The sequence below is a fragment of the Ideonella sp. genome, assembly GCF_044358605.1.
Classification (GTDB): Bacteria; Pseudomonadota; Gammaproteobacteria; order Burkholderiales; family Burkholderiaceae_C; genus Ideonella.
In genome coordinates this window covers 38,371-60,179 of the sequence record NZ_JBIKNQ010000018.1, presented here as the reverse complement: position 1 = coordinate 60,179, position 21,809 = coordinate 38,371, and the positions used below count along the sequence as shown (strand labels likewise).

General features: G+C 62.9%; 19 protein-coding genes. 8 read left to right on the top strand and 11 right to left on the bottom strand.

Annotation, left to right across the window (positions count from 1 at the left end; all coding sequences use genetic code 11):
* Window positions 1-13: 13 nt before the first annotated feature.
* A complete protein-coding gene (locus ACIQ3Q_RS08680) occupies window positions 14-199 on the bottom strand; it encodes a hypothetical protein (RefSeq protein ID WP_210809801.1) in 186 nt (61 codons plus the stop codon).
* 121 nt (window positions 200-320) lie between these two features.
* Here ACIQ3Q_RS08680 and ACIQ3Q_RS08675 point away from each other — a divergent pair, with 121 nt between their 5' ends.
* Window positions 321-1,166 carry a zinc-dependent peptidase gene (locus ACIQ3Q_RS08675; protein WP_396268678.1) on the top strand — a complete coding sequence of 282 codons (846 nt, stop codon included), beginning with the start codon at window positions 321-323 and terminating at the stop codon, window positions 1,164-1,166.
* Here ACIQ3Q_RS08675 and ACIQ3Q_RS08670 read toward each other — a convergent pair.
* From ACIQ3Q_RS08670 to ACIQ3Q_RS08625, 10 genes are all read right to left on the bottom strand, one after another.
* Complete coding sequence (locus tag ACIQ3Q_RS08670) at window positions 1,161-1,778, bottom strand: exopolysaccharide biosynthesis protein (protein WP_396268677.1); 618 nt, start codon at window positions 1,776-1,778, stop codon at window positions 1,161-1,163. The genes ACIQ3Q_RS08675 and ACIQ3Q_RS08670 overlap by 6 nt on opposite strands.
* The gene (locus ACIQ3Q_RS08665; protein WP_396268676.1) at window positions 1,775-2,224 is read right to left on the bottom strand and encodes a hypothetical protein; all 450 of its coding nucleotides are present in this window, start codon (window positions 2,222-2,224) and stop codon (window positions 1,775-1,777) included. Before ACIQ3Q_RS08665 ends, ACIQ3Q_RS08670 begins: the two co-directional genes overlap by 4 nt.
* Before the next feature lie 551 nt (window positions 2,225-2,775).
* Window positions 2,776-6,570: a hypothetical protein gene (locus ACIQ3Q_RS08660; protein WP_396268675.1), complete on the bottom strand. Its 3,795-nt coding sequence runs from the start codon at window positions 6,568-6,570 to the stop codon at window positions 2,776-2,778.
* Window positions 6,571-6,889: 319 nt separating this feature from the next.
* Entirely contained in the window at window positions 6,890-7,699 is an 810-nt protein-coding gene (locus ACIQ3Q_RS08655; protein WP_396268673.1) for a 3-keto-5-aminohexanoate cleavage protein, read from the bottom strand.
* Window positions 7,700-7,759: 60 nt separating this feature from the next.
* Window positions 7,760-8,167: a hotdog domain-containing protein gene (locus ACIQ3Q_RS08650; RefSeq protein ID WP_396268672.1), complete on the bottom strand. Its 408-nt coding sequence runs from the start codon at window positions 8,165-8,167 to the stop codon at window positions 7,760-7,762.
* Window positions 8,160-8,927, bottom strand: a complete 768-nt coding sequence (locus ACIQ3Q_RS08645) for an OAM dimerization domain-containing protein (protein ID WP_396268671.1) — start codon at window positions 8,925-8,927, stop codon at window positions 8,160-8,162. The genes ACIQ3Q_RS08650 and ACIQ3Q_RS08645 overlap by 8 nt, the downstream gene beginning before the upstream one ends.
* Window positions 8,920-10,476 carry a lysine 5,6-aminomutase subunit alpha gene (locus ACIQ3Q_RS08640; RefSeq protein ID WP_396268669.1) on the bottom strand — a complete coding sequence of 519 codons (1,557 nt, stop codon included), beginning with the start codon at window positions 10,474-10,476 and terminating at the stop codon, window positions 8,920-8,922. Before ACIQ3Q_RS08640 ends, ACIQ3Q_RS08645 begins: the two co-directional genes overlap by 8 nt.
* Entirely contained in the window at window positions 10,473-11,537 is a 1,065-nt protein-coding gene (locus tag ACIQ3Q_RS08635) for a hypothetical protein (RefSeq protein ID WP_396268667.1), read from the bottom strand. The genes ACIQ3Q_RS08640 and ACIQ3Q_RS08635 overlap by 4 nt, the downstream gene beginning before the upstream one ends.
* Window positions 11,530-12,579 carry a zinc-binding dehydrogenase gene (locus ACIQ3Q_RS08630; RefSeq protein ID WP_396268665.1) on the bottom strand — a complete coding sequence of 350 codons (1,050 nt, stop codon included), beginning with the start codon at window positions 12,577-12,579 and terminating at the stop codon, window positions 11,530-11,532. Before ACIQ3Q_RS08630 ends, ACIQ3Q_RS08635 begins: the two co-directional genes overlap by 8 nt.
* A gap of 8 nt (window positions 12,580-12,587) precedes the next feature.
* The gene (locus tag ACIQ3Q_RS08625) at window positions 12,588-13,772 is read right to left on the bottom strand and encodes a KamA family radical SAM protein (protein ID WP_396268664.1); all 1,185 of its coding nucleotides are present in this window, start codon (window positions 13,770-13,772) and stop codon (window positions 12,588-12,590) included.
* Window positions 13,773-13,922: 150 nt separating this feature from the next.
* Here ACIQ3Q_RS08625 and ACIQ3Q_RS08620 point away from each other — a divergent pair, with 150 nt between their 5' ends.
* The 7 genes from ACIQ3Q_RS08620 to ACIQ3Q_RS08590 all read left to right on the top strand — a co-directional run bounded on the left by ACIQ3Q_RS08620 (window position 13,923) and on the right by ACIQ3Q_RS08590 (window position 21,803).
* Window positions 13,923-14,381: an Lrp/AsnC family transcriptional regulator gene (locus tag ACIQ3Q_RS08620; RefSeq protein WP_396268663.1), complete on the top strand. Its 459-nt coding sequence runs from the start codon at window positions 13,923-13,925 to the stop codon at window positions 14,379-14,381.
* Between the two features lie 281 nt (window positions 14,382-14,662).
* Window positions 14,663-15,679, top strand: a complete 1,017-nt coding sequence (locus ACIQ3Q_RS08615; protein ID WP_396268661.1) for a branched-chain amino acid ABC transporter permease — start codon at window positions 14,663-14,665, stop codon at window positions 15,677-15,679.
* A gap of 269 nt (window positions 15,680-15,948) precedes the next feature.
* On the top strand, window positions 15,949-17,220 hold the full coding sequence (locus ACIQ3Q_RS08610; RefSeq protein ID WP_396268659.1) for an efflux RND transporter periplasmic adaptor subunit: 1,272 nt from the start codon (window positions 15,949-15,951) through the stop codon (window positions 17,218-17,220).
* Between the two features lie 25 nt (window positions 17,221-17,245).
* On the top strand, window positions 17,246-17,947 hold the full coding sequence (locus tag ACIQ3Q_RS08605) for an ABC transporter ATP-binding protein (RefSeq protein ID WP_396268658.1): 702 nt from the start codon (window positions 17,246-17,248) through the stop codon (window positions 17,945-17,947).
* Window positions 17,947-19,251, top strand: coding sequence for a TolC family outer membrane protein (locus tag ACIQ3Q_RS08600; protein ID WP_396268657.1), 1,305 nt, complete (start codon window positions 17,947-17,949; stop codon window positions 19,249-19,251). The genes ACIQ3Q_RS08605 and ACIQ3Q_RS08600 overlap by 1 nt, the downstream gene beginning before the upstream one ends.
* Window positions 19,251-20,558 carry an ABC transporter permease gene (locus ACIQ3Q_RS08595; protein WP_396268655.1) on the top strand — a complete coding sequence of 436 codons (1,308 nt, stop codon included), beginning with the start codon at window positions 19,251-19,253 and terminating at the stop codon, window positions 20,556-20,558. Before ACIQ3Q_RS08600 ends, ACIQ3Q_RS08595 begins: the two co-directional genes overlap by 1 nt.
* Before the next feature lie 24 nt (window positions 20,559-20,582).
* Window positions 20,583-21,803: an ABC transporter permease gene (locus ACIQ3Q_RS08590; protein WP_396268654.1), complete on the top strand. Its 1,221-nt coding sequence runs from the start codon at window positions 20,583-20,585 to the stop codon at window positions 21,801-21,803.
* The last annotated feature ends 6 nt before the right edge of the window (window positions 21,804-21,809 follow it).

Below are 21,809 nucleotides of genomic sequence, written 5' to 3'. Positions count from 1 at the left end.
GGCCAGCGGGCGCTCAGGCGCTGCTGGCCTCGCCGTCAAAGTCCACCAGCACGCTGGCCAATTCCAGCGCGCGCCAGAGGTGGGGTGGCATGTTCAAGATGCCTTCGGGCGTCTTGGCCCAGCGCGTCCAGGCGCTGATGTCGTGGTGCTGCTCGGGGGTCAGCAAGTGTTTGGCCAGCATCTCGTCAAGCGTCTGCATACAAACTCCTCTGCGGTGTTGACCTTGGCGTAAATCATCGCACGGATGGCAGCGCGCTTGAACGCTTGAATTGGCGCGTTCACCCCCCACTTCCATGGTCTCAAGACTTTGAGGGGCTGGGGTGACCGAGCTTTCCGATATATGGGCTTCGGCGGCTTGGCTGCTGGGGCTGACGCTGGTGGCGCTGCTCGGCGTGTTTCAGAGGCCCTTGCGCCAAGCGTGGCGCCGTCGCCAATTGGCGCGGCAGCCCTTTCCGGCGATGTGGCGGGCGGTGCTGCGCCAGCATTGGCCTTACTTCAAGCACATGCCCGCAGACCTGCAACTGCAGCTGAAAAAGCGCATGCAAATCTTTCTGGCCGAGAAGCCCATCATCGGCTGCGGGGGGCTGACCGTGACCGAAGAGATGCGGGTGCTGATTGCGGCACAGGCCTGCTTGCTGTTGCTCAACCGCAGCCAAAACCGCTTTGAGGGCGTGCGTCAGGTCTTGCTGTACCCCGGTGCGTTTTGGGTGCAGCGGCCCATCAGCCAGGAGGGCGGCATACAGCAAGAGCAGCGACGAGCGCTGTCCGGCGAGTCCTGGACGCAGGGCCAGGTGATTTTGTCTTGGGACGACGTGCTGCGTGGTGCTGCCAGCCCGGATGACGGCAACAACGTGGTGATCCACGAGTTTGCCCATCAACTCGACCAAGCCAAAGGAGCGGCCACGGGCCTGCCCGCTGACATCAGCCGCTGGCAGCGAGCGCGCTGGGCGGCGGTGATGAGCGGTGAGTATGCGGCGCACCAGCATCGCGCGGCAGCGGGCCAGGCCTCTTTGCTGAGCGACTACGCTGTCACCGACCCCGCTGAATTCTTCGCGGTGGCCAGTGAAGTTTTCTTTGAGCAAGCCGCGCTCTTAGAGCAACAGCACCCCGCGCTCTACGAGCAACTCAGCCGCTACTACCGCCTCAACCTGCTGAGCTGGTCATAGATAGCTGAGGGCGGTTTGCGCGCCGCTGATCAAGACATGGCTGACGGTCAGGCCAAAGCCGATCGCGCCCAGACCCACCGCGCCAGACAGCAGCAAGGCCAAGCCGTCTCGGAACATCCAGCCCAGGCTCAGCAGCATCAGGCTGATGGCGGGCAGCACATTGCCAAAGGGCAGGGGCAGCATGATGAGGAGAGCCATCATGGCAATCCAGGCGCTCCACCAAGTATGCGTCAGGCGGTGGTGAAGCCAGCCCCAGCGCTCTCGAAGGCAGCGGGAGGCCTGCTCGTACGTCCAGGCCAGCAGGCGCAGACAACGGTTGGACCACTGCGGCGATAGGTTCACCTGTGCCAACTTGGCCGGCAGGGGCGGTGGCTGGTCGTGGTCGCGCCGCCATTGCCACGCCAAAGCCAGAATGAACAAGGACAACACCGTGCCCACGCCCGCAATCGGGATGGTGCTGCAGAGGGCCAGCACCATCAGCAGGACGGCCACCGAGCCTTGGCCGTGCAAGTCCAGCAGCTCTTCCAGGCTCATGGCCGTGGCGTCCGGCGCGGCCTCTCGCAGGGTCTGCGCCAAGCTGCGTGCACACCAGTCTTGCGTGGCGCTACTCATGCCACCACCTGTGGGCTTGTTGGACGCGGCTGGCTCTGGCGGATCATCCAACGCACCCAGGCATGCAGCACGCCACCCAGCACCAGCAAGGCCAGCACGCCCACGGCCCACAGCACCCACAGCACGGGCTGCAGCCAGCTCAGGGCTTCAGCCAACCAAGGCCAGCTCGTGGACAAGCCTTCCATCAGCGCCTGGGCCAAGCTCTGCCATTGCGCCACATCACCCCAGCCCATCCAGGCCGAGAGCTGCAGCAGCCAGGGCGGTGGCTCCCAGGTCTTGAACACCGCGGCCCAATCGGCCGCAGGGGTGACGCTGGCGGTGTCCACCACCCAGGACAACAGGCTGCTGAAGAGCCAAGCGCCACCGCTCCACAGCGCGGCCAGCAGGCCCACGACCAACCAGATCAAGGTGGTCCAACCGGACTTTGAGGAAGAAGGAGTGCTCATCACCCCAGTATGCAGAGCGACCCGCGTCGCTTCAAGGATGGCTTGGCGGAGTGATCATCAGAAAAAACCTGATGATTGATGGATCTTCAGTGGTGTCAAGCTGAACACTTTGTCAAAGCACTCTGAAGGGTGCTGTACCTATGGGAAGTCGGCGTGGCGCCTTCGAATGAGCACCTTGTGCGGATGTTAAAAAGGACGGGCGCTTTGTATTTGATCGGCGCTTACTTCAGCGAACGACTCCAGACCGCCAAGCCGAAAGCCCGATTGCTATGCAGCGAGTGCGGTCAATCCTGGCCGCGCGTCGGAATCACGATGTCGTCTACTTTGCGGTTACTCGGTGGGTCCTGCAATGTCGGCAAGGTTGGTGGGTATGTTGCGTCAAGTGGACGTCCGGGGGGCAGCATGTCGGGGCATTCTGAAATGCACCTCTGACTCGTAGCGCGGACACACCCCGAGCGGATACGGCGCTGTTTACCAGCAAGTAGCCTAGTAAGTTGCGTGCAGGATTACCTCAACAGCGCGAGCAAAGCGAGGATGGCGCAACCCAAGTCTCACCATTCGAAGCGTTCATCTCGGCCCCGCTGCCTTCTCGATTCGAACGCATGCTCCTCTTCAATTTCCTTGGCGAGCCTTTGTCGCAGTGCGGCTAGCCCCGGCGTCAGCTCGGCCGGCACGATCTGCCCGACTAGATCGAGCAAAGTGGCGTTCCTTTCGATGATGGTGGCACGGGACCCGCTCCAAGAGGACGGAAAAAACTGATCAGCGAGGCGTTCCAGCACGGCATTCTTATCCGGCGCATGGATCAACAGCTGCTTCGCCTGTGTAGACCAACGAGGGCGGTCATGTGCAGATTCACTCGGCGCACAGAACGGCACGAACGACGCGGCCAGTTGAAATCGCTCGGTCGGTCTCTTATTGCACCATTGCAGCACCTTGTCCGCAGAAACAACGTCGGTGGGCGGGCCATTAAGATGCGTATCCCTCTGCAGCAGCCGAGCCGCCTCATTGCTGTCCAGCCCAGCCGTGTCGAACCACGCATCTAGCACCGCAATGGGGTGTACTTCAAGCAAAGCACGAATCAAGTCTGTATGGTCGAACGCACAGACGCGATTCGCGAAGAGGTCGCTGACCAACTGCCGGGCAAACTGTTGAGCCGCCACCTCTCCGTCCGCGCCTTGCAGCGTCCGTCGGATCAGGTCGGACAGTTCATACCCTGAATTGAAAGTGAACTGGCTCCTGTCCAACCTCACTCTGCTTAGCAAATGGCGCGCTGCATCAAGCAGAGCGGGATGCAGTAGTTCATGATCTGGTTGCGTGCTCCAAACACGCATTGACAGAATTTTTAACGCGACATGCGTCCCCGGCTGATCAGTGGCGATCGCAATCAGGAACGCGCGCAGAGCTTGCGGATCGACCGACTTGGAAGCATGGCCGATGGACGTCAACTGAATGGCCGACACAGTGCCCGCTGCCCAGGCCGCATGCAGTCGATTCAGCGCCTGTGCATCAAGCGAGACCCCGAGCTGCAGTTCCACCAGGCTTTCAGCGAGCGAAGTATCTTGCCATGCTAGGTCCAGAAGCTTGGATGCCAGAGCCCGGTCACCTTTGTCCAGTTCGGAAAGAAAACCTTTCAGCACGCTGGGATCGAGCTCAGTCGCCGGCAGCAACTTAAAGCCTGCCAGCAAGCATCGCCAAAGGTCTTCAGCGTTGACCGAGCCCTGTGCTAGGCCCTGGCCCAACGGGTAGGCCCAAACACCGCCCTGATGCATCACTGCAATGAGCCGGTCGACCAGCGCAGTGTCATTCGCGACGGCTGCGCCGAGCTCCTTCGCGGCTTCAGCACGTCGCTCGTAAGCACTAGTCGCAGTTGGCGACACGCTGCCCAACTCAAGGTCCATGCTCCAGTCCGTCGCTTGCAGCACCGCCAAGATCTGCTGTTCAAGTCCCGCCGGACGCAAGGCAGACTCCAGACTAACGATTCGGTCGTCGGCATGGCCCTCCGCCTTCTTCTGCTCAAAGCGCAGGATGCGGCGGCAGGCCAGCCACCCCTCCAGCCAGAACTCGTCGGCCGCGACGCGCCGCGCCAGCGCGTCGACCTGTTCGTGCATCCCTGCGCGACTCCACAACCCCTGCATATGGCGGCCAAGCGCAGACCGCATCGCATCGCGGTGGTCAACGAGCCGACTTTCGCACATTTGCATCACGGCAGAGAACCAGGCGCAGATTTCGTCCGGAGTGCGTGCTTCATAGCCATAGTCCCGCGACCTGGCGCCAAACTCATAAGTGATACTGGAATGAAAGTTTGACGTGGCCAGCAACTGATTGATGGCGGCGTATCCCATAGCGTGGCTTGGGCTGTCGGCGGCATCCAACAGCGAGTGGACGAGCGCTAGCCGCTGTGCAAGCGTGGCGTGAGTGCCCGAGCCCAGAATCTGGAATAGCGACACCCATTGCGCCTTGGCCGGATTTTGTTGCGGCGTCGCTGCCCCTGAGACGGCGACCTGATAGAGCATCGCAGCGCAGCGCTCGAACATCTCCGCCTCATAGGCGAGCGACCGAATCACCTGCACGAACTCACGCCACACGCCAGGCGAGCTCGCACGCTCCAGCGCTTGCACTGCGCCCATCTGATCGACCGAGGCAATATTGGCGAACATCTGGCGTCCGCGCTCGTCCAGTAATGACAAATCACCGAGCAGCCCACCCGGCGCTAACCAGCGTGCTGCGATCTCTAAAGCCTGGGGATGGGTGCCAATCATCGACAGTCGTCGCGACAACGAACGAAGCAACCTCGGCGATCCGCCGAGGCCTTGCGGGCCATCAATCCACGTGGCTGGAATTTCGTCCAACGCCCAACTGGCCAGCCGATTGGTGATCGCGTGCGGCAATACCGCCCGATAGGGGCCACGTCGCTGCAGCAAATCACGGGAAACTAGTTGGCTGCATGCCATGATCAATTGGCGGGGCGTTTGTTCGGCCAGTTTTCCCAGCGCCTCAAGCTCTGCGACATCCGGCTCTGTGTCGACATTGAATGAGTACACCAAGGACAAGAACTTCGCGGCCTGCAGCAATTGCTTATCGACCGCATGGCGCTGCCAGAACAGGCGCTGGAACAACTCTTCGTCCGTGAGGCTCGTGATCTCCCCAAAGCGGTGTGCCACGTCGGCCAGGACGATGGCGATGCGCGCATTCCCGCCAGCCGCTACGGTGATGCGACGAGCATCGACGCCGCTGAGATCAGGAAAGCGTCGCCGCAGCAAGGTATCGATCAGCTCCTCCGACGCCGGCTCTAAATCCAACACCTCGGTGCCCTCGGGTTGGTCCTCGCGCACGTCGTACTCGATGGTCAGCAAACTGACCGCCGAGCCCGACACCGCGCAGAGTTCCGCCAGTTGGCGATGCAGGGCCGACGTGCAGTTGTCGACGATCAGCACCGCGCGCTGCGCTGAGGCAATCAGGTTGGTGGCAATGGCCACTGGCTGGGGGCTGGGGCCATCGTTCATGTTGGTGTAAAGCGCTAGCGCGGGGTCCAGGGATTTGGCCGTTACCGCATGTTCGAACAGCGCCTGCGCGAACCTCGTCTTGCCAACGCCAGATAGACCGACAAGGCGGACGGCCTTGCCCGGTTGGGCGAGAACCTCACAAGCCCAATTCAGTGCCGCAGCGGTCGACACGATCTCGTTGCCTTGTCGCGCCCGCAGCGCCTCGTCCAAGATGAACCTTTGCGCTTGCTCCGGTGCGCCGGTCCAGGCACCCCAGGGACGCCAGCCGGTGATCGCCCGTCCCGCCCTCTCCCGCGCCCAAACGACGACACCAGGAAAAGCATTGACCCAGGTCGCCAGGCGACGACGATCGTAGAAATCGAGATGCAGTTCCTGTCCGCCTGCGAGATCGTCAACAGCCTCGCGCATGGCCTGCCTGCGGTCACTCAATCCAGTATGGGAAGTGGTGCCGCTTGAGCTGACGATGACGTAGGCACCCTGGACAGCGGCAAGGTCGGCGATGACTGAGCGCAACGCGCCGCCCGGCCTCATCTCCTCCTTGACAGCCTTAGCCGCCATGTCGGGCTTCTTCACCTGAAACCCAGTCACGCGACGAGGGACGAACCCCTCGGCCCACGCCACAGCGGCGGGCAATGCGACGTGGACGTCAACCCCTCCATCTTTGCTCGTTTGGCTGCCACCCCATGTGACCGCAGCCGGCGACTCGCCCGCGCGCCGCACCTCAGCCTCGCAGAGGCGCGCCACCAATTCACGCAGGTCGGTGTCGTTGAGTGCGAAGATGTCTTCAGGGGTGATTTCGAGCACGGTTGTGTTGGCAAGTGGTGGTAGCTTACCTAGCATCATAGAAGCCGTAGGCCATTGCCTGCTGCTGGCCGAACGGATCGTTGCTGATACCTAGCACTCTCGATGCAATGCACCTCACGATGGATCTGGGGTGCGCGACCACATCAGGAGAGCTACGCGACGCCGGCCACGGGGCGTCGTCTAAAACGGTGCCCCAGCGAGTGACAGTCGATTGGCTAATGTTTGGTGATGCAGATCGGGTGAGGCTATGGCCAGCGAATGACCGCTGTTTCGCGAACAGTGTCGTTCACGCGAAGAAGCCCAATGTCTCAGATCAGCCTATTGCCGACATTCACAATGAATGAGGTTTGCTAAACCTTTAGAGCCGCAACAAGCGCCGTGCTTCGGCGGGGCTGGCCAGCGGGCGCTCCAGCTCTTGGGCGATGCGCGCCACGCGCGCCACCATCTGCGCATTGCTCTGGGCCAGCTCGCCCTTGCGGTAGTAGACATTGTCTTCAAAGCCCACGCGCACATGGCCGCCCAACACAATGGCCAAGGTGTTCAGCGGCAGTTGCGCCGCGCCAATGGCGGCCACTGTCCAGGTGGCGTCCGGGGGCAACTGAGCCCGCAAGAACATCAGTGACTCTGGCGTGCCGGCCATGCCGCCCGGAATGCCCAGCACCAGGTCAAAGTGGGCCGGGCTGGGCAGCAGGCCCTTTTTGAGCCAGCGCAGCGCGGTGCTGAGCATGCCGCTGTCAAAGATCTCCAGCTCCGGCCGCACGCCATGCTCGGCCATGACGCGGGCAAACTCGGTGATGTCGTTGGGCGCATTCAGGAAGACATCGTCACCAAAGTTGACGCTGCCCATGGAGAGCGTGGCCATCTCGGGCTTGAGGGTGACGGGGGCCAAACGCTCGGCCGCTGTCATGCCCACCGCGCCGCCGGTGGAGACCTGCACGATGACATCGCTGCGGGCTTTGACCTCGGCGATGATCTCGCGATAGACCTCGCGGTCTTGCGTGGGCGTGCCGTCGGCCAAGCGGCCATGCACATGCACCATGGCGGCCCCCGCCTCGGCGCACTCGGCCGCCGCAATGCCGATCTCACGCGGCGTTAGCGGCAGGGCAGGTTGCTGCGCTCGGGTGACTTCGGCCCCCGTCAGTGCCGCTGTGATGATCAGCTTGTCCATCCAAATGCCCCTGGTTTTCTCTGTGTCTCAGTGCCTCTGTGGCGGTATCCGTCTTCCGGCTCAACGCGCCAGACGCTGAAACCCCACCGGCACCACACAGGTGCCCGAGGCGCGGCACACCACCACGGGCGGGTCCAGCACATCGGCGGCAGACACTTGGCCCGGCACTTGCGCTGCGCTGATGACCTTGCGCGCTTCAAACTCCATCTTGCGCGAGCTCTTGCCCATCTGCGTGATGCGGCCGTGGGCCTCGATGAAATCACCGGCCATCACGGGGGCCAAGAACTCGACTTTGTCGTAGGCCACGAACAGGCCTTCATCGCCGTCGCTGCGGATCAGCAGCTCGGTGGCCACATCGCCAAACAACTGCAGCATCTTGGCGCCATCGACCAGGTTGCCCGCATAGTGGGCATCGTGCGAGCCCAGGCGCAGGCGGATCATGCTGGTGATGGTGGAGGTGTCAGACATGGGCAGGCCCTTTGAAGCGTTGAATCCACTCGTGGATGGCAAAAGAGGCGACATCCTCGGCATAGGTCTTGGTGCCAAAACCGGCGTCGTAACCCAGTTCTTTGGCCAGCTCATGGCTGATGCGGGGGCCGCCCACAATCAAGACGATTTTGTCGCGCAGGCCTTCGGCCTCCAAGATGTCGGCCAGGCGGGTCAGGTTGTCGAGGTGGATGTTCTTTTGCGTCACCACCTGAGAGACCAGAATCACATCGGCTTTCTCTTCAATGGCACGCGCCACCAGCACCTCAGAGTCCACCTGCGCGCCCAGGTTCAGGGCGCGGATTTCGTGATAGCTCTCCAGCCCTTTGTGGCCGTTATAGCCCTTCATGTTCATGATGGCGTCGATGCCGACGGTGTGGGCGTCGGTCTCGATAGTGGCGCCGATCACCACCATGCGCCGGCCCATGTGCTGCGCGATCTTGGCATTGATGCCGTCTTTGTCCAGCACCTCAAACTCAGGCTTGGCCACCTGCAAGCCGGAGAGATCGACCTGGTATTTGCATTGCCCATAGACCACGAAGAAGCTGAAGCCCTGGCCCATGCTCTCGGCATGCACCACGGCGGGCTCTTCCAGGCCCATTTGCAAGGCCAGGCGTTTGGCGCCTTCCTTGGCAGTTTCGTCCAAACTCACCGGCAAGGTGAAGGAGAGTTGAACCCGGCCATCCCCCAGCGTGTCGCCGTAGGGCTTGACCCATTGCTCTGGCAGTTTGATCTCAGACATGGTGTGCGGCGCCGCCTTGCATGCGGGCAGGGAAGGGGTTGTAGTACTCAGCGGTCTTGGTAATCACACCGTCCAGGCCTTTGCCGCCGGTGGGGGTGCGGGAGATGTCAGCAAAGGTGCCTTCGCCAATGGCGGCAGCCAGGCCGATGCTTTCAATGCGGGCCAAGATGGCTTCGGTCTCGGCCAGCACCGCTTGGGCGCGGCGCTCAATCTGGCCACCGGGCTTGACCTGCAATTCGCTGTGCAAGTCCTTCATGGTGCCAAACACATACTTGGCATTCTGGATGGCCAAAAAGCGGTCTTGAATGAAGGGCGTGTGAATGGCCTCGGTCATCATGCCCAGCAGGTGGATGTGCTGGCCTGTCACCGTGCTGATCACGTTGAACAAGGTGTCCTGCACCTGGCCTTTGAAGATATTGCCCGTCATGTGCTTGGTGGGCGGCATGTACTTCAGCGAAGCCTCTGGGAAGACCTGGCGCACCAGTTGCGCATGGGCCAATTCCCACAAAAAGCCGTTCTCCAACTCGGGGTTGATTTCAAACGCGTGGCCCAGGCCCATCTGGTCGGGCTTCAGGCCTGAGAGATAGGCAAACTGCTCGTTGATGAGCTGCGAGGCCAGCACGGTGTGGGCGGCTTCCACGGCGTCCGCCGTGGTCAGGTAGTTGTCTTCGCCGGTGTTGATGATGATGCCGGCATAGGCGTTCACCATGCGCGAGAAGAACTGGTCGATGAAGGTCCGCTTCATATTGATGTCGCGGAAGATGATGCCGTACATGGAGTCGTTGAGCATCATGTCCAGCCGCTCCATCGCGCCCATGGCGGCGATCTCGGGCATGCACAGGCCGGAGCAGTAATTGGTCAGCCGGATATAGCGGCCGATGCGCTGCCCCACTTCGTCCAAGGCGGTGCGCATCAGGCGGAAGTTTTCTTGCGTGGCAAAGGTGCCGCCAAAGCCTTCGGTGGTGGCGCCGTAGGGCACGTAATCGAGCAGGCTTTGGCCAGTGGAGCGGATCACGGCAATGATGTCCGCGCCTTGCTCGGCCGCTGCGCGGGCTTGCGCCACATCTTCATAGATGTTGCCGGTGGCCACAATCAAATACAGCCAGGGCGTGGGCGCATCGCCTTGGGTGCTCAAGAACTGCTGGCGCTGGCCGCGCTGGCCCGCAATGTGCTGGCACATGCGGTCGGCCAAGGCGTCGGCCTGCTGGCGTGCGGCGCTCAGGTCAGAGGGCATTCGCAAGGTGAGTTGTCCGGTGGCCACGCCCTCGGCTACTTGCTGGGCGCTGAGCTGGTGCTGTTGCATGGCCGCGCCCACGATCAGGCCCGCACCATGGGCCAGCAGGCCTTGAGCTTGCAGGTGCTCGACCACGCGGTTGGGCAGGGGCACTTCGTTCTCGTCGATACCATCAATGCCCATCAGGCGCAGGGTGGCGCGCTCCACCGTGGTGGTGGTGAAGGCTGACATCTCGTCATAGACCTGGCGCGCAATGCGCCGGGCCGAGCCCCTGGCGCGGTCAATTTGCGCCGTGTCTAACTGCAAGGGGTTCATGCTGAAACTCCGTCAAATTCAAGCAGCACATCGCTGACGCACAGGCCGGGAAAGGCGTGCTGAGCAGTGGCTAAAAAGTCGTCGGCCTGGAAGCTGCCGCCGTAAGGTGAAAATGGGTTGACAGTCAGGCCCATCAAACGGATGGCGCGGTGAGCCAGAAGCTGCGCGCCCAGGCGTTGCAGTTGAGCCAGGTCGCCCGCCTCCACAAACAGCTTGGTGCCGTCTGCCACGATCACGCTGAGGCCGGGGTTGGCTTGAGCCAAGCTCAGCAAAGCGGCCCACAGTGAGCGCCCCACCGCACCGCTGACCGCCACCAGCGCCACGGCCCGGCCCTGGGCTTGGGACAGCAGCGTGGTGCCGGCATTGAGCGTGGCAATCGGTGCTTGAAACACGGTCTCGCCCGCTGGGCCCCACAGGCCCACGCCGCCGTCTTCAAACACCATGGCGCAGCGCTGCTGCATCTCGGCGGGTGCAGCGGCCAAGTTCAGAATAGCGAGGCGGTCACGCGTTTTGCGCAGCACATCGCCCATGCCGCCGCCCAAGGCCGCGCCCGTGGCCAGGACTACCCCATCGGCGATGGCCGGTGAGGCATGGTGGCTGCGGCCCAAGGCGCCGTCCAGCATCACGCGGTCGGCGCCGCACTGCTGCAGCAGGGCAATGGCGGTGCGTTGATCCGCGCTGCGCGAAGCACCGGCAATTTCCATCTCGCCTTGCTCAAGCACTTGCACCAGCAGGATCTCGCCCATGGGGCTGGAGATGTCGGTGCTGCCCAGATAGCGGGTCTTGACCTTGGCGCGTTGCAGCGTGGTGCGTGCGGTGGCCACCAAGCTGCCCGGCCACACCATCACGGGTGGCTTGGGCACTTGGAAGACTTGGTCGCGGTCTTCGCCATCGCGGCCAATGCTGGTGACGCCCGCGGTGCAGCCGGCTTGCGCCGCAGCCGCCAAGACATGGTTCAGCGCCACCGTCTTGCCGGTGTTCTTGGTCATGCCCATGAAGGCGACGGTACGAACGTCGGCCTCGGTGATGCAGCGCCACAGCGCCGATGAGGTCTCAGACATACAACTCTTCAAACAGGCTGCGTAAGGTGGCGCTTTCGCGCAGCAGGCCCAGCGCATGGTCGGCGTGGCCGGTGGCATAGCCATTGCCCACAATCATCTGCACATCTTTGCCCACGCCTTCCGCGCCCAGGGCGGCGGCGGTGAAGCTGGTGGCCATGGAGAAGAAGTAAATGGTGCCGTGCTGGCGCGTGGCCAAGATGCTGCCCATCTCGGTGTTGGGGATGTTGACGCAGTTGATCACCACATCGGCCAGGCGACCTTGGGTGACGCCAGCTACCGCTTCCATCAAGCCCAGCGCATCGCGGGCATCGACCTGCAAAGTGTGGTCGGCCCAGCCAAGCTGGCGCATGCGCGCGCAGTCTTTCTCGAAGGGCGAGACACCGATGACGCAGCCGGTGGGGCCTGCGCGCTTTTTGGCTTCGTAGACGCACAGCGTGCCGGACTTGCCGCCGCCGCCAATCACCACCACGGTTTGGCCGGGCTGCACCAGGCGGGCGGTTTGTGCGGGGGCACCGGCCACGTCCATAACCGCCAAAGCCAGCTTCTCGTCGATGTCGGCAGGCAGCTTGGCATAGAGCCCGGTTTCAAACAACACGGCCTGACCTTGGATGTCGATCTGGTCTTTGTCCAGGTGGATCTTGACGATCTGGTCAATGCGCAGCGGTGTCAGTGACAGCGACACCAGGGTGGCGATCTTGTCGCCCACCTTCAGATCGATCTTGTCGCGCAAGGCCTCGCCCACTTGGGCGACGGTGCCGATCAGCATGCCGCCCGAGCCCGTCACCGGGTTGTGGTGCTTGCCGCGTGTCTCCACAATGCCCAGCACGATCTTGGCCACGCGGTCCACCTCACCGCCGGCCTCTTGCTTGATCTGGGTGAAGCTGGCGGCATCAATATTGAGCGCCAACACATCAATGAGGATCTCGTTGTCAAAGATCGGCAGGGTGTTGTCGATCTTCCAGGCGCCCTGTGGCATCACGCCTTGGGGCTCCAGCACGCGGTGCGTGCCGTAGGGCGACCCTTTTTTGCTGACTGCTTGCATAGGCGTCTTCAGTTGCTGATGCTGGGCAGGCTGAAGTCCTGGCCCAGGCCTGGCATTTCGACGGTTTTGCCGGCGTAGTTACGGCACTTCACGGTGGTGCCGCTGCCGTCAGGCAGAGGCTCTTCACGCACATAGCTGGGGATGATGGGCAGCTTGCCCAGCCCACCCAAGCCGTCCACGATGAAAGTGGGCACGGCCGGGCCACTGATCCAGCCGCGCAGGCCTTCGTAGAGCTCGATCATGCGGTGATGCGGCACGATGAAGTGGTGGGCGCCTTCGACCATGTCGGTCGAATACACATAGTAGGGCCGAACCCCCATTTCAATGGACTGCAAGAACAGTTCACGCATCACCTCGACATCGTCATTCACACCCTTGAGGCAGACGGTCTGCAGGCCCATCATGATGCCGGCCTTTTGCAGCAGCTTGACGCGCTGGCGCAGCAGCGGGGTGATCTCTTTGGGGTGATTGATGTGGATGTTGACCATTTGCACACGGTGCTTTTCCAGCACGGCGCACAACTCGGGCGTCACCCGCGTAGGCAGTTGCACCACCATGCGCGAGCCCATGCGCAAGAAGCGCACATGCGGGGCGCGGCGGCGCAGCTCGCCCAAGATGTAATCCAAGCGCTCGTCAGAGAAGGTCAGGGGGTCGCCACCCGACAGCAGCACATCCTGAATTTGGGTGTTGCCCGCGATGTAGTCGATGGAGGCTTCAATCTCGTCCTTGGCCACCGAGCCTTCAGGCTGCGACACCATGCGCTTGCGGGTGCAGAAACGGCAGAGCGTGGCGCAGGTGTTGGAGACCAAGAAAAGCACCCGGCGCGGATAGCGGTGAACGACGCTGGTGCCAGGCACAGTGTCGCCTTCTTCGCCCAACTGGTCGAGCATGGTCGCAAACTGAGGCTTGGTTTCCTCCGAGAACGTGGGCATGTACTGCATACGCACCGGGCACTTGGGGTCGTCGCGGTCCATCAGCTTGGCCATATAGGGCGTGACCGCCACGGCAAACTTGCTGTAGACCGTCTCGTCCACGTTCTCGACGTTGTTCAACACCCCCATCAGCTCCGAGTGGTGGGTGTAGCGCCGGGCAAACTGCTTTTGCCATTCTTCGCTCTCCGGGTCATAGGCTTGCAGCGCCTCATAGGTCAGCAGCTTCTTGGGGGAAGTAGCGAAATCGACTTTTTGCAGCATGGTGAGCCTCGACCAAAAAAGAGTGTGCGCAACCCTGCCGCTCGCAGGGTGATGTGCCGTCAGTGTAGAAATCCAAGGCGCCGAATAAAACTGGCAAAGTGAATGATTCAAGTGCCAGAATTCAGTCACTTTGACTGACAGTCATCCACAATGAAAAAAGCGCCTTCCATCGCCCAAATGGACGCCCTGGATCACCAGTTGATCGAGCTGCTCAAGGTCAACGCCCGCCTGCCCTTGGCCAGCATCGCCAAGGCCTTGGGTTGCGCCCGCAGCACGGCACAGTTGCGCCTCAAGGCGCTGGAGGCAACGGGGGTGATCACCGGCTACACCGTCAGCGTGGCCAGCACCCGCGGCAGCAATGTGATCCGCGCCATGGTGCTGATGTCCATCGACACGCAAAACGAGGCCGACGTGATCAAGGCCCTGTCCAAGCGCCACGAAATCACCAAGCTCTACACCGTCAGCGGCCGCTACGACCTCTGCGCCCTGCTGCTCACCGAGTCCACCCAAGAGCTGGACGCCGTGATCGACAAGATCCGCATGGTCAAGGGGGTGCGAGACACCTTCTCGACCATTTTCTTAACGGCGAAGTTGGACAGGCCGGAGTGATGTCTCACGGACACAATGCCTGCTACAAGATATCCCGCTAGCCCGTCCACCCTCCCCAAGTCAGACAGTCCTGCGATCTGGAACAAAAGCGTCGCACCCGGTTTTTCATTACAAAGGTCATCCGCGTGAAGCGTCCTCTTCAGGCTCATCGGCATCAGTCAGTGCATGACCAGCACCAACGCAGGGCGGTGTGTGGCGGAGTCGCTTTCTGGCAAAAACTCTTGTTGGGGGCGGCGCTGTTTGTTCTTCCTTTGCTCTTGCAATCCTGGGGACACCATTGGGTGCGCATCGCAGACATGTGCTTGCTCTACCTTTTGCTGGCCCTCGGCATGAACCTCATCGTCGGCTATGCCGGTCTGCTAGAACTGGGCTTCGTAGGGTTCTACGCGATGGGGGCCTATGTCGTAGCCTTGCTCTCATCGCCGCATCTGTCCGACACCTTCGCGGGCTTGCTGCTTTGGTTTCCTCTGGGCCTGCATGCCCCGCCGTGGCTCACATTGCCTCTGGGCATCGGGCTGGCCGCCCTGCTGGGTATGGCCTTCGGAGGCCCGACCTTAAAGTTGCGCGGCGACTACTTGGCCATTGTGACCTTGGCGTTCGGCGAGATTGTTCGCCTGTTGCTGGTCAACCTGGGTGACGCACCCCTTAACCTCACGAACGGGGCTCGCGGCGTTGGACCCATGGACCCCTTGCGCATCGCAGGGTGGCCTCTGGATCAATCCATGCAGCTGGGTCCACTGACACTGGCGCCTGTGACCCTGCACTTTTACGTGTTCGCCGTTTGCGTCGTTTTGGTGTTGGTGCTGTGTCGCCGCCTTGAACAATCTCGCTGGGGGCGGGCGTGGCAAGCGATTCGGGATGACGAGGTGGCCGCCGAGGCCATGGGATTGCCAGTCAGTCGTCTCAAGCTCTTGGCTTTCGCGCTGGGTGCCGGCATTGGCGGGTTGGCAGGCGGGCTGTTTGCTTCGTTCCAGGGCTTTGTGTCACCAGAAGCGTTCAGTCTGCAAGAGTCTGTCTTCATCGTGGCCATGGTGGTTTTTGGAGGAATGGGCCACTTGTCCGGGGTCCTGCTGGGGGCCTTGATACTGACGGCACTCCCGGAAGTATTACGTTATGTGGTGGGGCCCTTGCAAAGCATGACAGAGGGTCGCTTGGATGCCGGGATGGTGAGACCCCTGATGATCGCCATCGTGATGATCGTCACCATGCGCCTGCGCCCTCATGGTCTTTGGCCCAAACCTGACTGGCGAGGCGGTGTCACACCTGAGGCAACAAGAACTGCCGCTCTCACGCGCTGATCTCGCGCAGGGTGCTGTCGTGGGCCACACAGAAAGCTGTGTGCCAAGTCGGCGGCTCAAAAGCTCAAACCAGGGCAATGCCCCTCTGCGCACTGTCCGCGACCACGTCGGCCACTGTCTGCGCTTGTCCGCGGACAATTGGATTGCTCATGCCGCAACGGCTAAGTTATTGTCGGATAAGGAATTTTTGCATTCACTGGGATGGGCGCACATCTTGCTTTGGATGAGCAGTCCCGCGCCTAGCGGATTTGCCAGCGAGTCCTATTCCCATGATGAGAGACACCTCTGCACAAGACCGCCCCCTACCGCCAGCACCGCACCGCCTAAGACGGCTACTGCCTTGGCTTGCTGCATCGGCGGCCCTGGGTTTGTTGGTGTGGGCCGCACCAACGGTGCGCCAGCAACTCGGTGCAGACGCCTCCTTCAGTCGCCAGCGCCTCAGCCTGGCCACGGTGGAGCAGGGTCCGCTGGTGCGCGATGTCGCGGGCGAGGGCAAGGTGGTGGCCGCTGTCAGCCCCACTCTGTATGCGGCCAATGCCGGTACGGTGAGCCTGAAAGTTCAGGCGGGCGATGCGGTGAAGAAGGGTCAGGTCTTGCTGACCCTTGCCAGCCCCGAGCTGCAAGCGAGACTGGCCCAGGAGCGCTCCAATGCCGATGGCTTGAAGAGCGAATCCCTGCGCGCCGAAGCCGGCATACGGCAAAGCCAAGCTCAAGCGCAAAGCGCGCTGGACACGGCCGCCATTGCCTACAAATCAGCGCAGAACGATCTGAACCGTCAGGCCCAGGCTTTTGCGGCCGGTGCCACGGCCAAAGCCCAGGTCGACCAAGCCAGCGATGCCCTGGCCCGTGCTGAGGTAGCTTTGAAGCAGGCTCAGTCCCTGCAAGGCCTGCAGCTCGAAGCCACCCGTTTTGAGCTGCAAGCCAAGCGCCAAGCTTTTGAGCGCCAGCAGCTGATGGTCAAGGATCTGGAACGCCAGTTGGACGAGCTGCAACTGCGCTCGCCGGTGGACGGCCAGGTTGGCCAGCTCTTTGTCAGCGACCGCATGAGCGTGGCCAAGGACGGCAAGCTGCTTTCTGTCATCGACCTCTCGGCCTTGGAGGTGCAGATGCAGGTGGCTGAAAGCTTTGCCCGCGAGTTGCAGGCCGGCATGCCTGGCGAGATCACGGGTAACGGCAAGCAATGGGCCGGGCGGGTCAGCTCCATCTCGCCCGAGGTGGTGAACAACGAGGTGGCCGCCCGCCTGCGCTTTGATGGCGCGCTGCCGGAGCAGCTGCGCCAGAACCAACGCCTGTCGGTGCGGGTGCTGCTGGACCGTCGCGAGAGCGTGCTCACCGTGGCGCGCGGCAGCTTCATCGAAGAGGGCGGCGGTCACAGCGCGTACGTGCTGCAAGACGGCCAAGCGGTCAAACGCGCCATCCGTCTGGGCGCACAAAGCCTAAGCAAGGTCGAGGTGCTGTCGGGCCTCAAACCCGGCGACCAGGTGGTGGTCTCGGGGGCGGACGCTTTCCGCGGTGCTGAGCGCGTGACGATTGCTGACTAGTTTACAAACTCAACGGAGTGTTTCCATGCTGAAGATGACATCCTTGGCCAAGGTTTACCGCACCGAGATGGTGGAAACCTATGCCCTGCGCGACTTCAATCTGACGGTCAAGGCGGGCGAGTTCGTGGCCGTCACCGGCCCTTCGGGCTCGGGCAAGACCACGTTTTTGACCATTGCCGGCTTGCTGGAGGCCTTCAGCGCGGGCAGCTATCTGCTGGACGGGGTGGACGTCAGCCAGATGGATGATGATCGCCGCTCGCGCATCCGCAACGAGAAGATCGGCTTCATCTTCCAGGCCTTCAATCTGATCCCGGATCTGAACGTGCTGGACAACATCGAGGTGCCGCTCAGATATCGCGGCATGCCAACGGCCGAGCGCAAAAAGCGCGCCGCCGAGGCCCTGGCCCGCGTCGGTCTGTCGGCCCGCGCCAAGCACTACCCGGCCGAGTTGTCGGGCGGCCAGCAGCAGCGCGTGGCCATCGCCCGCGCCCTGGCCGGCAGCCCCAAACTCCTGCTGGCGGATGAGCCCACCGGCAATCTGGACAGCCAGATGGCCCGCAGCGTGATGGACCTGCTGGAGGAGTTGCACCGCGAGGGTGCCACCATCGTGATGGTCACCCACGACCCTCAGCTGGCTGCGCGCGCCCAGCGCAATGTGCATGTGATAGACGGCCAAGTGGTAGACATGGCCGCCGAGCTGCCCGGCTTCAAGCTGGAGGTGGCGTGATGCGCATCGCGGTCTTCGCTTTGCTCGGTCTGAGCCTGGCCTGGCCTGGCCACAGTGCGGCCGAAGATCTGTTGCAGGTCTATACCCGCGCCCGCAGCAGCGATCCGGTGCTGGGCCAGGTGCAGGCCGCCCGCGGCGTCCAGGAGGAGCAGGCACTGCAGGCCCGCGCCGCCTTGTTGCCGCAGTGGCGGGCCGAGGCCACGCAAAGCCGCCTGAGTCCTGACGGCAGCCAGCGGCTTGATCTGGCCAGCCGCTTGAGCCAGGTCTTGCTGGATCTGGGCCAGCTGCGCAGCTGGGACGCTGCGCAGACCCTGCTCTCCGCTCAGGACGCGCGTGTGCGGGCGGCTGAGCAGGCCTTGTGCGCCCGGGTGGCCACGGCCTACTTCGGCGTGCTGACAGCGCAGGCCAGCCTGGCCACGGCCCAGGCCAATGAGGCCGCTTTTGCCGAGCAGGTCAGGCAGGCGCAGAGCCGCTTTGAGGCGGGGCTTTCAGCGCAGCTGGATGTGGACCAGGCACGCACTTATCACGCCCTGGCCCAGGGCAGCAGCGCCGATGCCCAAGAGCTCTTGGCCGATGCGCGCCAGGCTCTGCGCCAAGTGAGCGGAGAAGGCGGCGATGGCCAGTTGGCGCCGCTGGCCGCCGAGCTGAATCTGGGCGACGATCAGCGCAGCGAGGACGGGCCCCAAGCCTGGGTCGAACAAGCCCTGCAAAACAACCCCGGCTTGATGGCCTTTCAGCTGGGCCTGCGCGCCGGTGAGCAGCGGGTGGATGCGGCCCGTGCCGCCCATCTGCCCACGTTAAGCGTCGGCCTGGACAGCGAGCGCTACAACAACAGGCCCAGCCAGATCAGCGACATGAACCAAGGTCGCTGGGTCAACACCCTGGGTCTGCGTTTGACGATTCCGCTCTTTGCCGGTGGCGCTACCGAGTCGCAAAAGCGCCAGGCCCTGTACCAGCGTGATGCGGCCCGTGAAGAACTGGAAGCGGCGCGGCGCGCCCTGGTGCGCGAGACCCAAGCCCAGTACCAAGCGCGGCTGATCAGCCGGGCCCAGTTGCAAAGCTCGGCGCGTGCCGTGGCTGCGGCTACTCAGGGCCTGGCCGCCACCCGAGCCGGCCAGGCCTTGGGCACCCGCACGATGACCGATTTGCTGCTGGCCATACAAAGCCAGTCGGCGGCGCAGAACGCATTCAACCAAGCGCGCCATCGCCATGTGCTTGCTGTCCTGCTCCTGCAGCAGGCTGCAGGCCGACTGGGCGAGCCTGAGCTGGCCGCCGTCAACCTTCTTTTGCAGGGGAATTCCTGATGTTGGCTTACTACCTTGACCTGGCGCTTCGCAGCTTCAGGCGCAGCCCCGGTCTGAGCGTGTTGATGGTGCTGGCCCTGGGTCTGGGCATCGGTGCTTGCATGACCACGCTGAGCGTCTATCACGTGCTTGCGGCTGACCCGATCCCGTCCAAGAGCACTCGCCTGCTCAATGTGCAACTGGACGCTGAGCTTCGCGACGCTGACTACCGGCCTGGTGCCGAGCCCACCCTGCAGCTGACCCGATATGACGCTGAAGCCTTGCTGCGAGAGAAGCGTGGGGCGCGGCAGGTGATGATGACGGCAGGCTTTGTGCCGCTGCAGCCGGACGACGCCAAGATCAAACCCTTCTTCAGTTCGGCCCGTTTCGCGTCGGCGGATTTTTTCGCCATGTTTGAAGCGCCCTTTGCCCACGGCGGCGCTTGGGACGCCCAAGCCGATGCCGAGGCTGCGCGGGTGGTGGTGATCTCGCACAGCCTCAACGAACGCCTGTTCGGTGGTGGCGATAGCCGGGGCCGTATGGTCACGGCCAAGGGCGTGCCCCTGCGGGTGATCGGCGTTTTGAAAGCCTGGCGGCCATCCCCGCATTACTTCGACCTGACCCAAGGCAAGTACAACCAGGCGGCTGATCTATACCTGCCTTTTCAAACCGCCATGCAACTCAAGTTCGGCAGCTCGGGCAATAGGAATTGTTGGGGTGATAGCAACCCGGCGAATCGGCAGGGCGTCAACGCGCCTTGCGCCTGGCTGCAGTACTGGGTGGAGCTGGCCAGCCCGGCCGAGGTGCCGGCCTATCGCGACTATCTGCGCGACTACTCCAAGACCCAGCTTGAGGCCGGCCGCTTTCAGCGCCCGCCCAATGCCCGCGCCTGGCCGGTGATGGACTGGCTGAGCCAGCAAGAGGTCTTGCCCGAGGATGTGAAGCTGCAGGTCTGGCTGGCCTTCGGTTTCCTGCTGGTGTGCCTGACCAATACCGTGGGGCTGCTCTTGGCCACGGCCTTGCGGCGCTCGGGCGAGATCGGCGTGCGCCGCGCGCTGGGCGCCACCCGCAAGGACATCTTTGTGCAGTTTCTGGTGGAGGCGGGCGCCTTGGGGGCGGCGGGTGGCGCTTTAGGCTTGCTGCTGGCCTGGGGCGGGCTGTGGCTGGTGCGCCTGAGCCCCAACAGCTATGCCTCGGCGGTGCAGATGGACTGGCCCATGTTGGGCCTGAGCCTGGCCTTGTCTTTGGCCGCCAGCTTGCTCGCGGGGCTGCTGCCGGCTTGGCGCGCTGCGGGTATCACGCCGGCCTTGCAGCTGAAAACTCAATAAACAAAAAACTCAGGAACAAAGATCATGGACTTGATGCCGATTCTTTCCACCCTGCGCCGCCACAAGACGGCCGCAGCCCTGATCGTGCTGGAGATCGCCCTGAGCTGCGCCATCGTCAGCAATGCCTTGCATTTGATTTCGCAGCGGGTGGATTCCATGTCCCGGCAAAGCGGGCTGGCGGAGTCTGAATTGCTGGTGCTGGAGGTCGCCGACATCAGCCGCAGCGAGGACCAAGACGCTGTCAGTGCGCGCGATCTGCAAGCCCTGCGGGCCTTGCCCGGCGTGCGCGGGGCGATGCTGGCGAATCAGGTGCCTTACGGCGATAACAGCAGCAATAGCGGGGTGGCGGTGGAGCCCGGCGAGGGGGTGAACAAGGAGAGCGTCTCCACCTATATCGTGGGTGAGTCGGCCTTGGAGGTGATGGGCCTGCGTCTGCTGGAGGGGCGGGACTTCACGCCACAGGAGTTTCAGCTGCAGTCCAAGGTCGAGTTTGACCCGGAGCTGGCCATCCCCAGCGTCATCCTGAACCGTGCGGCGGCGCAGAAACTGTTTCCCGGGCAGTCCGCCCTGGGCAAACTGGTTTATGTCTTTGGTGAAAAACCCCAGACCGTGGTCGGCGTGGTGGAGAAGTTGCAGCCTCCGCACCCCAAGGGCGGCAGCTTCCTGATTGAGGACGCCGCTATGCTGCTGCCGGTGCGGCCCAGCTTTGGCACCGGCAACTATCTGCTGCGGGTGGACCCGGCTCGCCGCGCGGAGCTGCTCAATCAGGCCGTGGCGAGCATCGAGAAAGTGGACAGCCGCCGCATCATCAATCGCAAACAGACCCTGAGTGAGATGCGCGACGAGTACTTCGCGCCCGACCGCTCCATGGTCGGCCTGCTGAGCGGTGTCTGCCTGGCCTTGCTGGTGGTGACGGCCTTTGGCATCGTGGGCCTGGCCAGCTTCTGGGTGCAGCAGCGCAGCCGAATGATTGGCACGCGCCGCGCTTTGGGTGCCACACGAGGGCAGATCTTGCGCTACTTCCAGCTGGAGAACCTGCTGCTGTCGGGTCTGGGCATTGTGATCGGCATGGTGGGAGCCTATGCCTTGAGCCTGCTCCTGATGCAAAGCTATGAGATGCCGCGCCTGCCCTGGAGCTATCTGCCCATCGGCGCCCTGTTGCTCATCCTCTTGGGCCAGATGGCCGTGCTGGCGCCGGCGCGCCGGGCCGCAGCCTTGCCCCCGGTGGTGGCCCTGCGCATGTGAGCGTCG

Excerpts from the sequence above, each read along its gene's own strand:
- ACIQ3Q_RS08590 (WP_396268654.1), top strand. The coding sequence starts at position 20,583 with ATGGACTTGATGCCGATTCTTTCCACCCTGCGCCGCCACAAGACGGCC.
- ACIQ3Q_RS08605 (WP_396268658.1), top strand. The coding sequence starts at position 17,246 with ATGCTGAAGATGACATCCTTGGCCAAGGTTTACCGCACCGAGATGGTG.
- ACIQ3Q_RS08680 (WP_210809801.1), bottom strand. The coding sequence starts at position 199 with ATGCAGACGCTTGACGAGATGCTGGCCAAACACTTGCTGACCCCCGAG.
- ACIQ3Q_RS08665 (WP_396268676.1), bottom strand. The coding sequence starts at position 2,224 with ATGAGCACTCCTTCTTCCTCAAAGTCCGGTTGGACCACCTTGATCTGG.
- ACIQ3Q_RS08635 (WP_396268667.1), bottom strand. The coding sequence starts at position 11,537 with ATGTCTGAGACCTCATCGGCGCTGTGGCGCTGCATCACCGAGGCCGAC.
- ACIQ3Q_RS08670 (WP_396268677.1), bottom strand. The coding sequence starts at position 1,778 with ATGAGTAGCGCCACGCAAGACTGGTGTGCACGCAGCTTGGCGCAGACC.
- ACIQ3Q_RS08600 (WP_396268657.1), top strand. The coding sequence starts at position 17,947 with ATGCGCATCGCGGTCTTCGCTTTGCTCGGTCTGAGCCTGGCCTGGCCT.
- ACIQ3Q_RS08620 (WP_396268663.1), top strand. The coding sequence starts at position 13,923 with ATGAAAAAAGCGCCTTCCATCGCCCAAATGGACGCCCTGGATCACCAG.
- ACIQ3Q_RS08655 (WP_396268673.1), bottom strand. The coding sequence starts at position 7,699 with ATGGACAAGCTGATCATCACAGCGGCACTGACGGGGGCCGAAGTCACC.
- ACIQ3Q_RS08645 (WP_396268671.1), bottom strand. The coding sequence starts at position 8,927 with ATGTCTGAGATCAAACTGCCAGAGCAATGGGTCAAGCCCTACGGCGAC.
- ACIQ3Q_RS08630 (WP_396268665.1), bottom strand. The coding sequence starts at position 12,579 with ATGCAAGCAGTCAGCAAAAAAGGGTCGCCCTACGGCACGCACCGCGTG.
- ACIQ3Q_RS08640 (WP_396268669.1), bottom strand. The coding sequence starts at position 10,476 with ATGAACCCCTTGCAGTTAGACACGGCGCAAATTGACCGCGCCAGGGGC.
- ACIQ3Q_RS08650 (WP_396268672.1), bottom strand. The coding sequence starts at position 8,167 with ATGTCTGACACCTCCACCATCACCAGCATGATCCGCCTGCGCCTGGGC.
- ACIQ3Q_RS08610 (WP_396268659.1), top strand. The coding sequence starts at position 15,949 with ATGATGAGAGACACCTCTGCACAAGACCGCCCCCTACCGCCAGCACCG.
- ACIQ3Q_RS08625 (WP_396268664.1), bottom strand. The coding sequence starts at position 13,772 with ATGCTGCAAAAAGTCGATTTCGCTACTTCCCCCAAGAAGCTGCTGACC.
- ACIQ3Q_RS08660 (WP_396268675.1), bottom strand. The coding sequence starts at position 6,570 with ATGATGCTAGGTAAGCTACCACCACTTGCCAACACAACCGTGCTCGAA.
- ACIQ3Q_RS08595 (WP_396268655.1), top strand. The coding sequence starts at position 19,251 with ATGTTGGCTTACTACCTTGACCTGGCGCTTCGCAGCTTCAGGCGCAGC.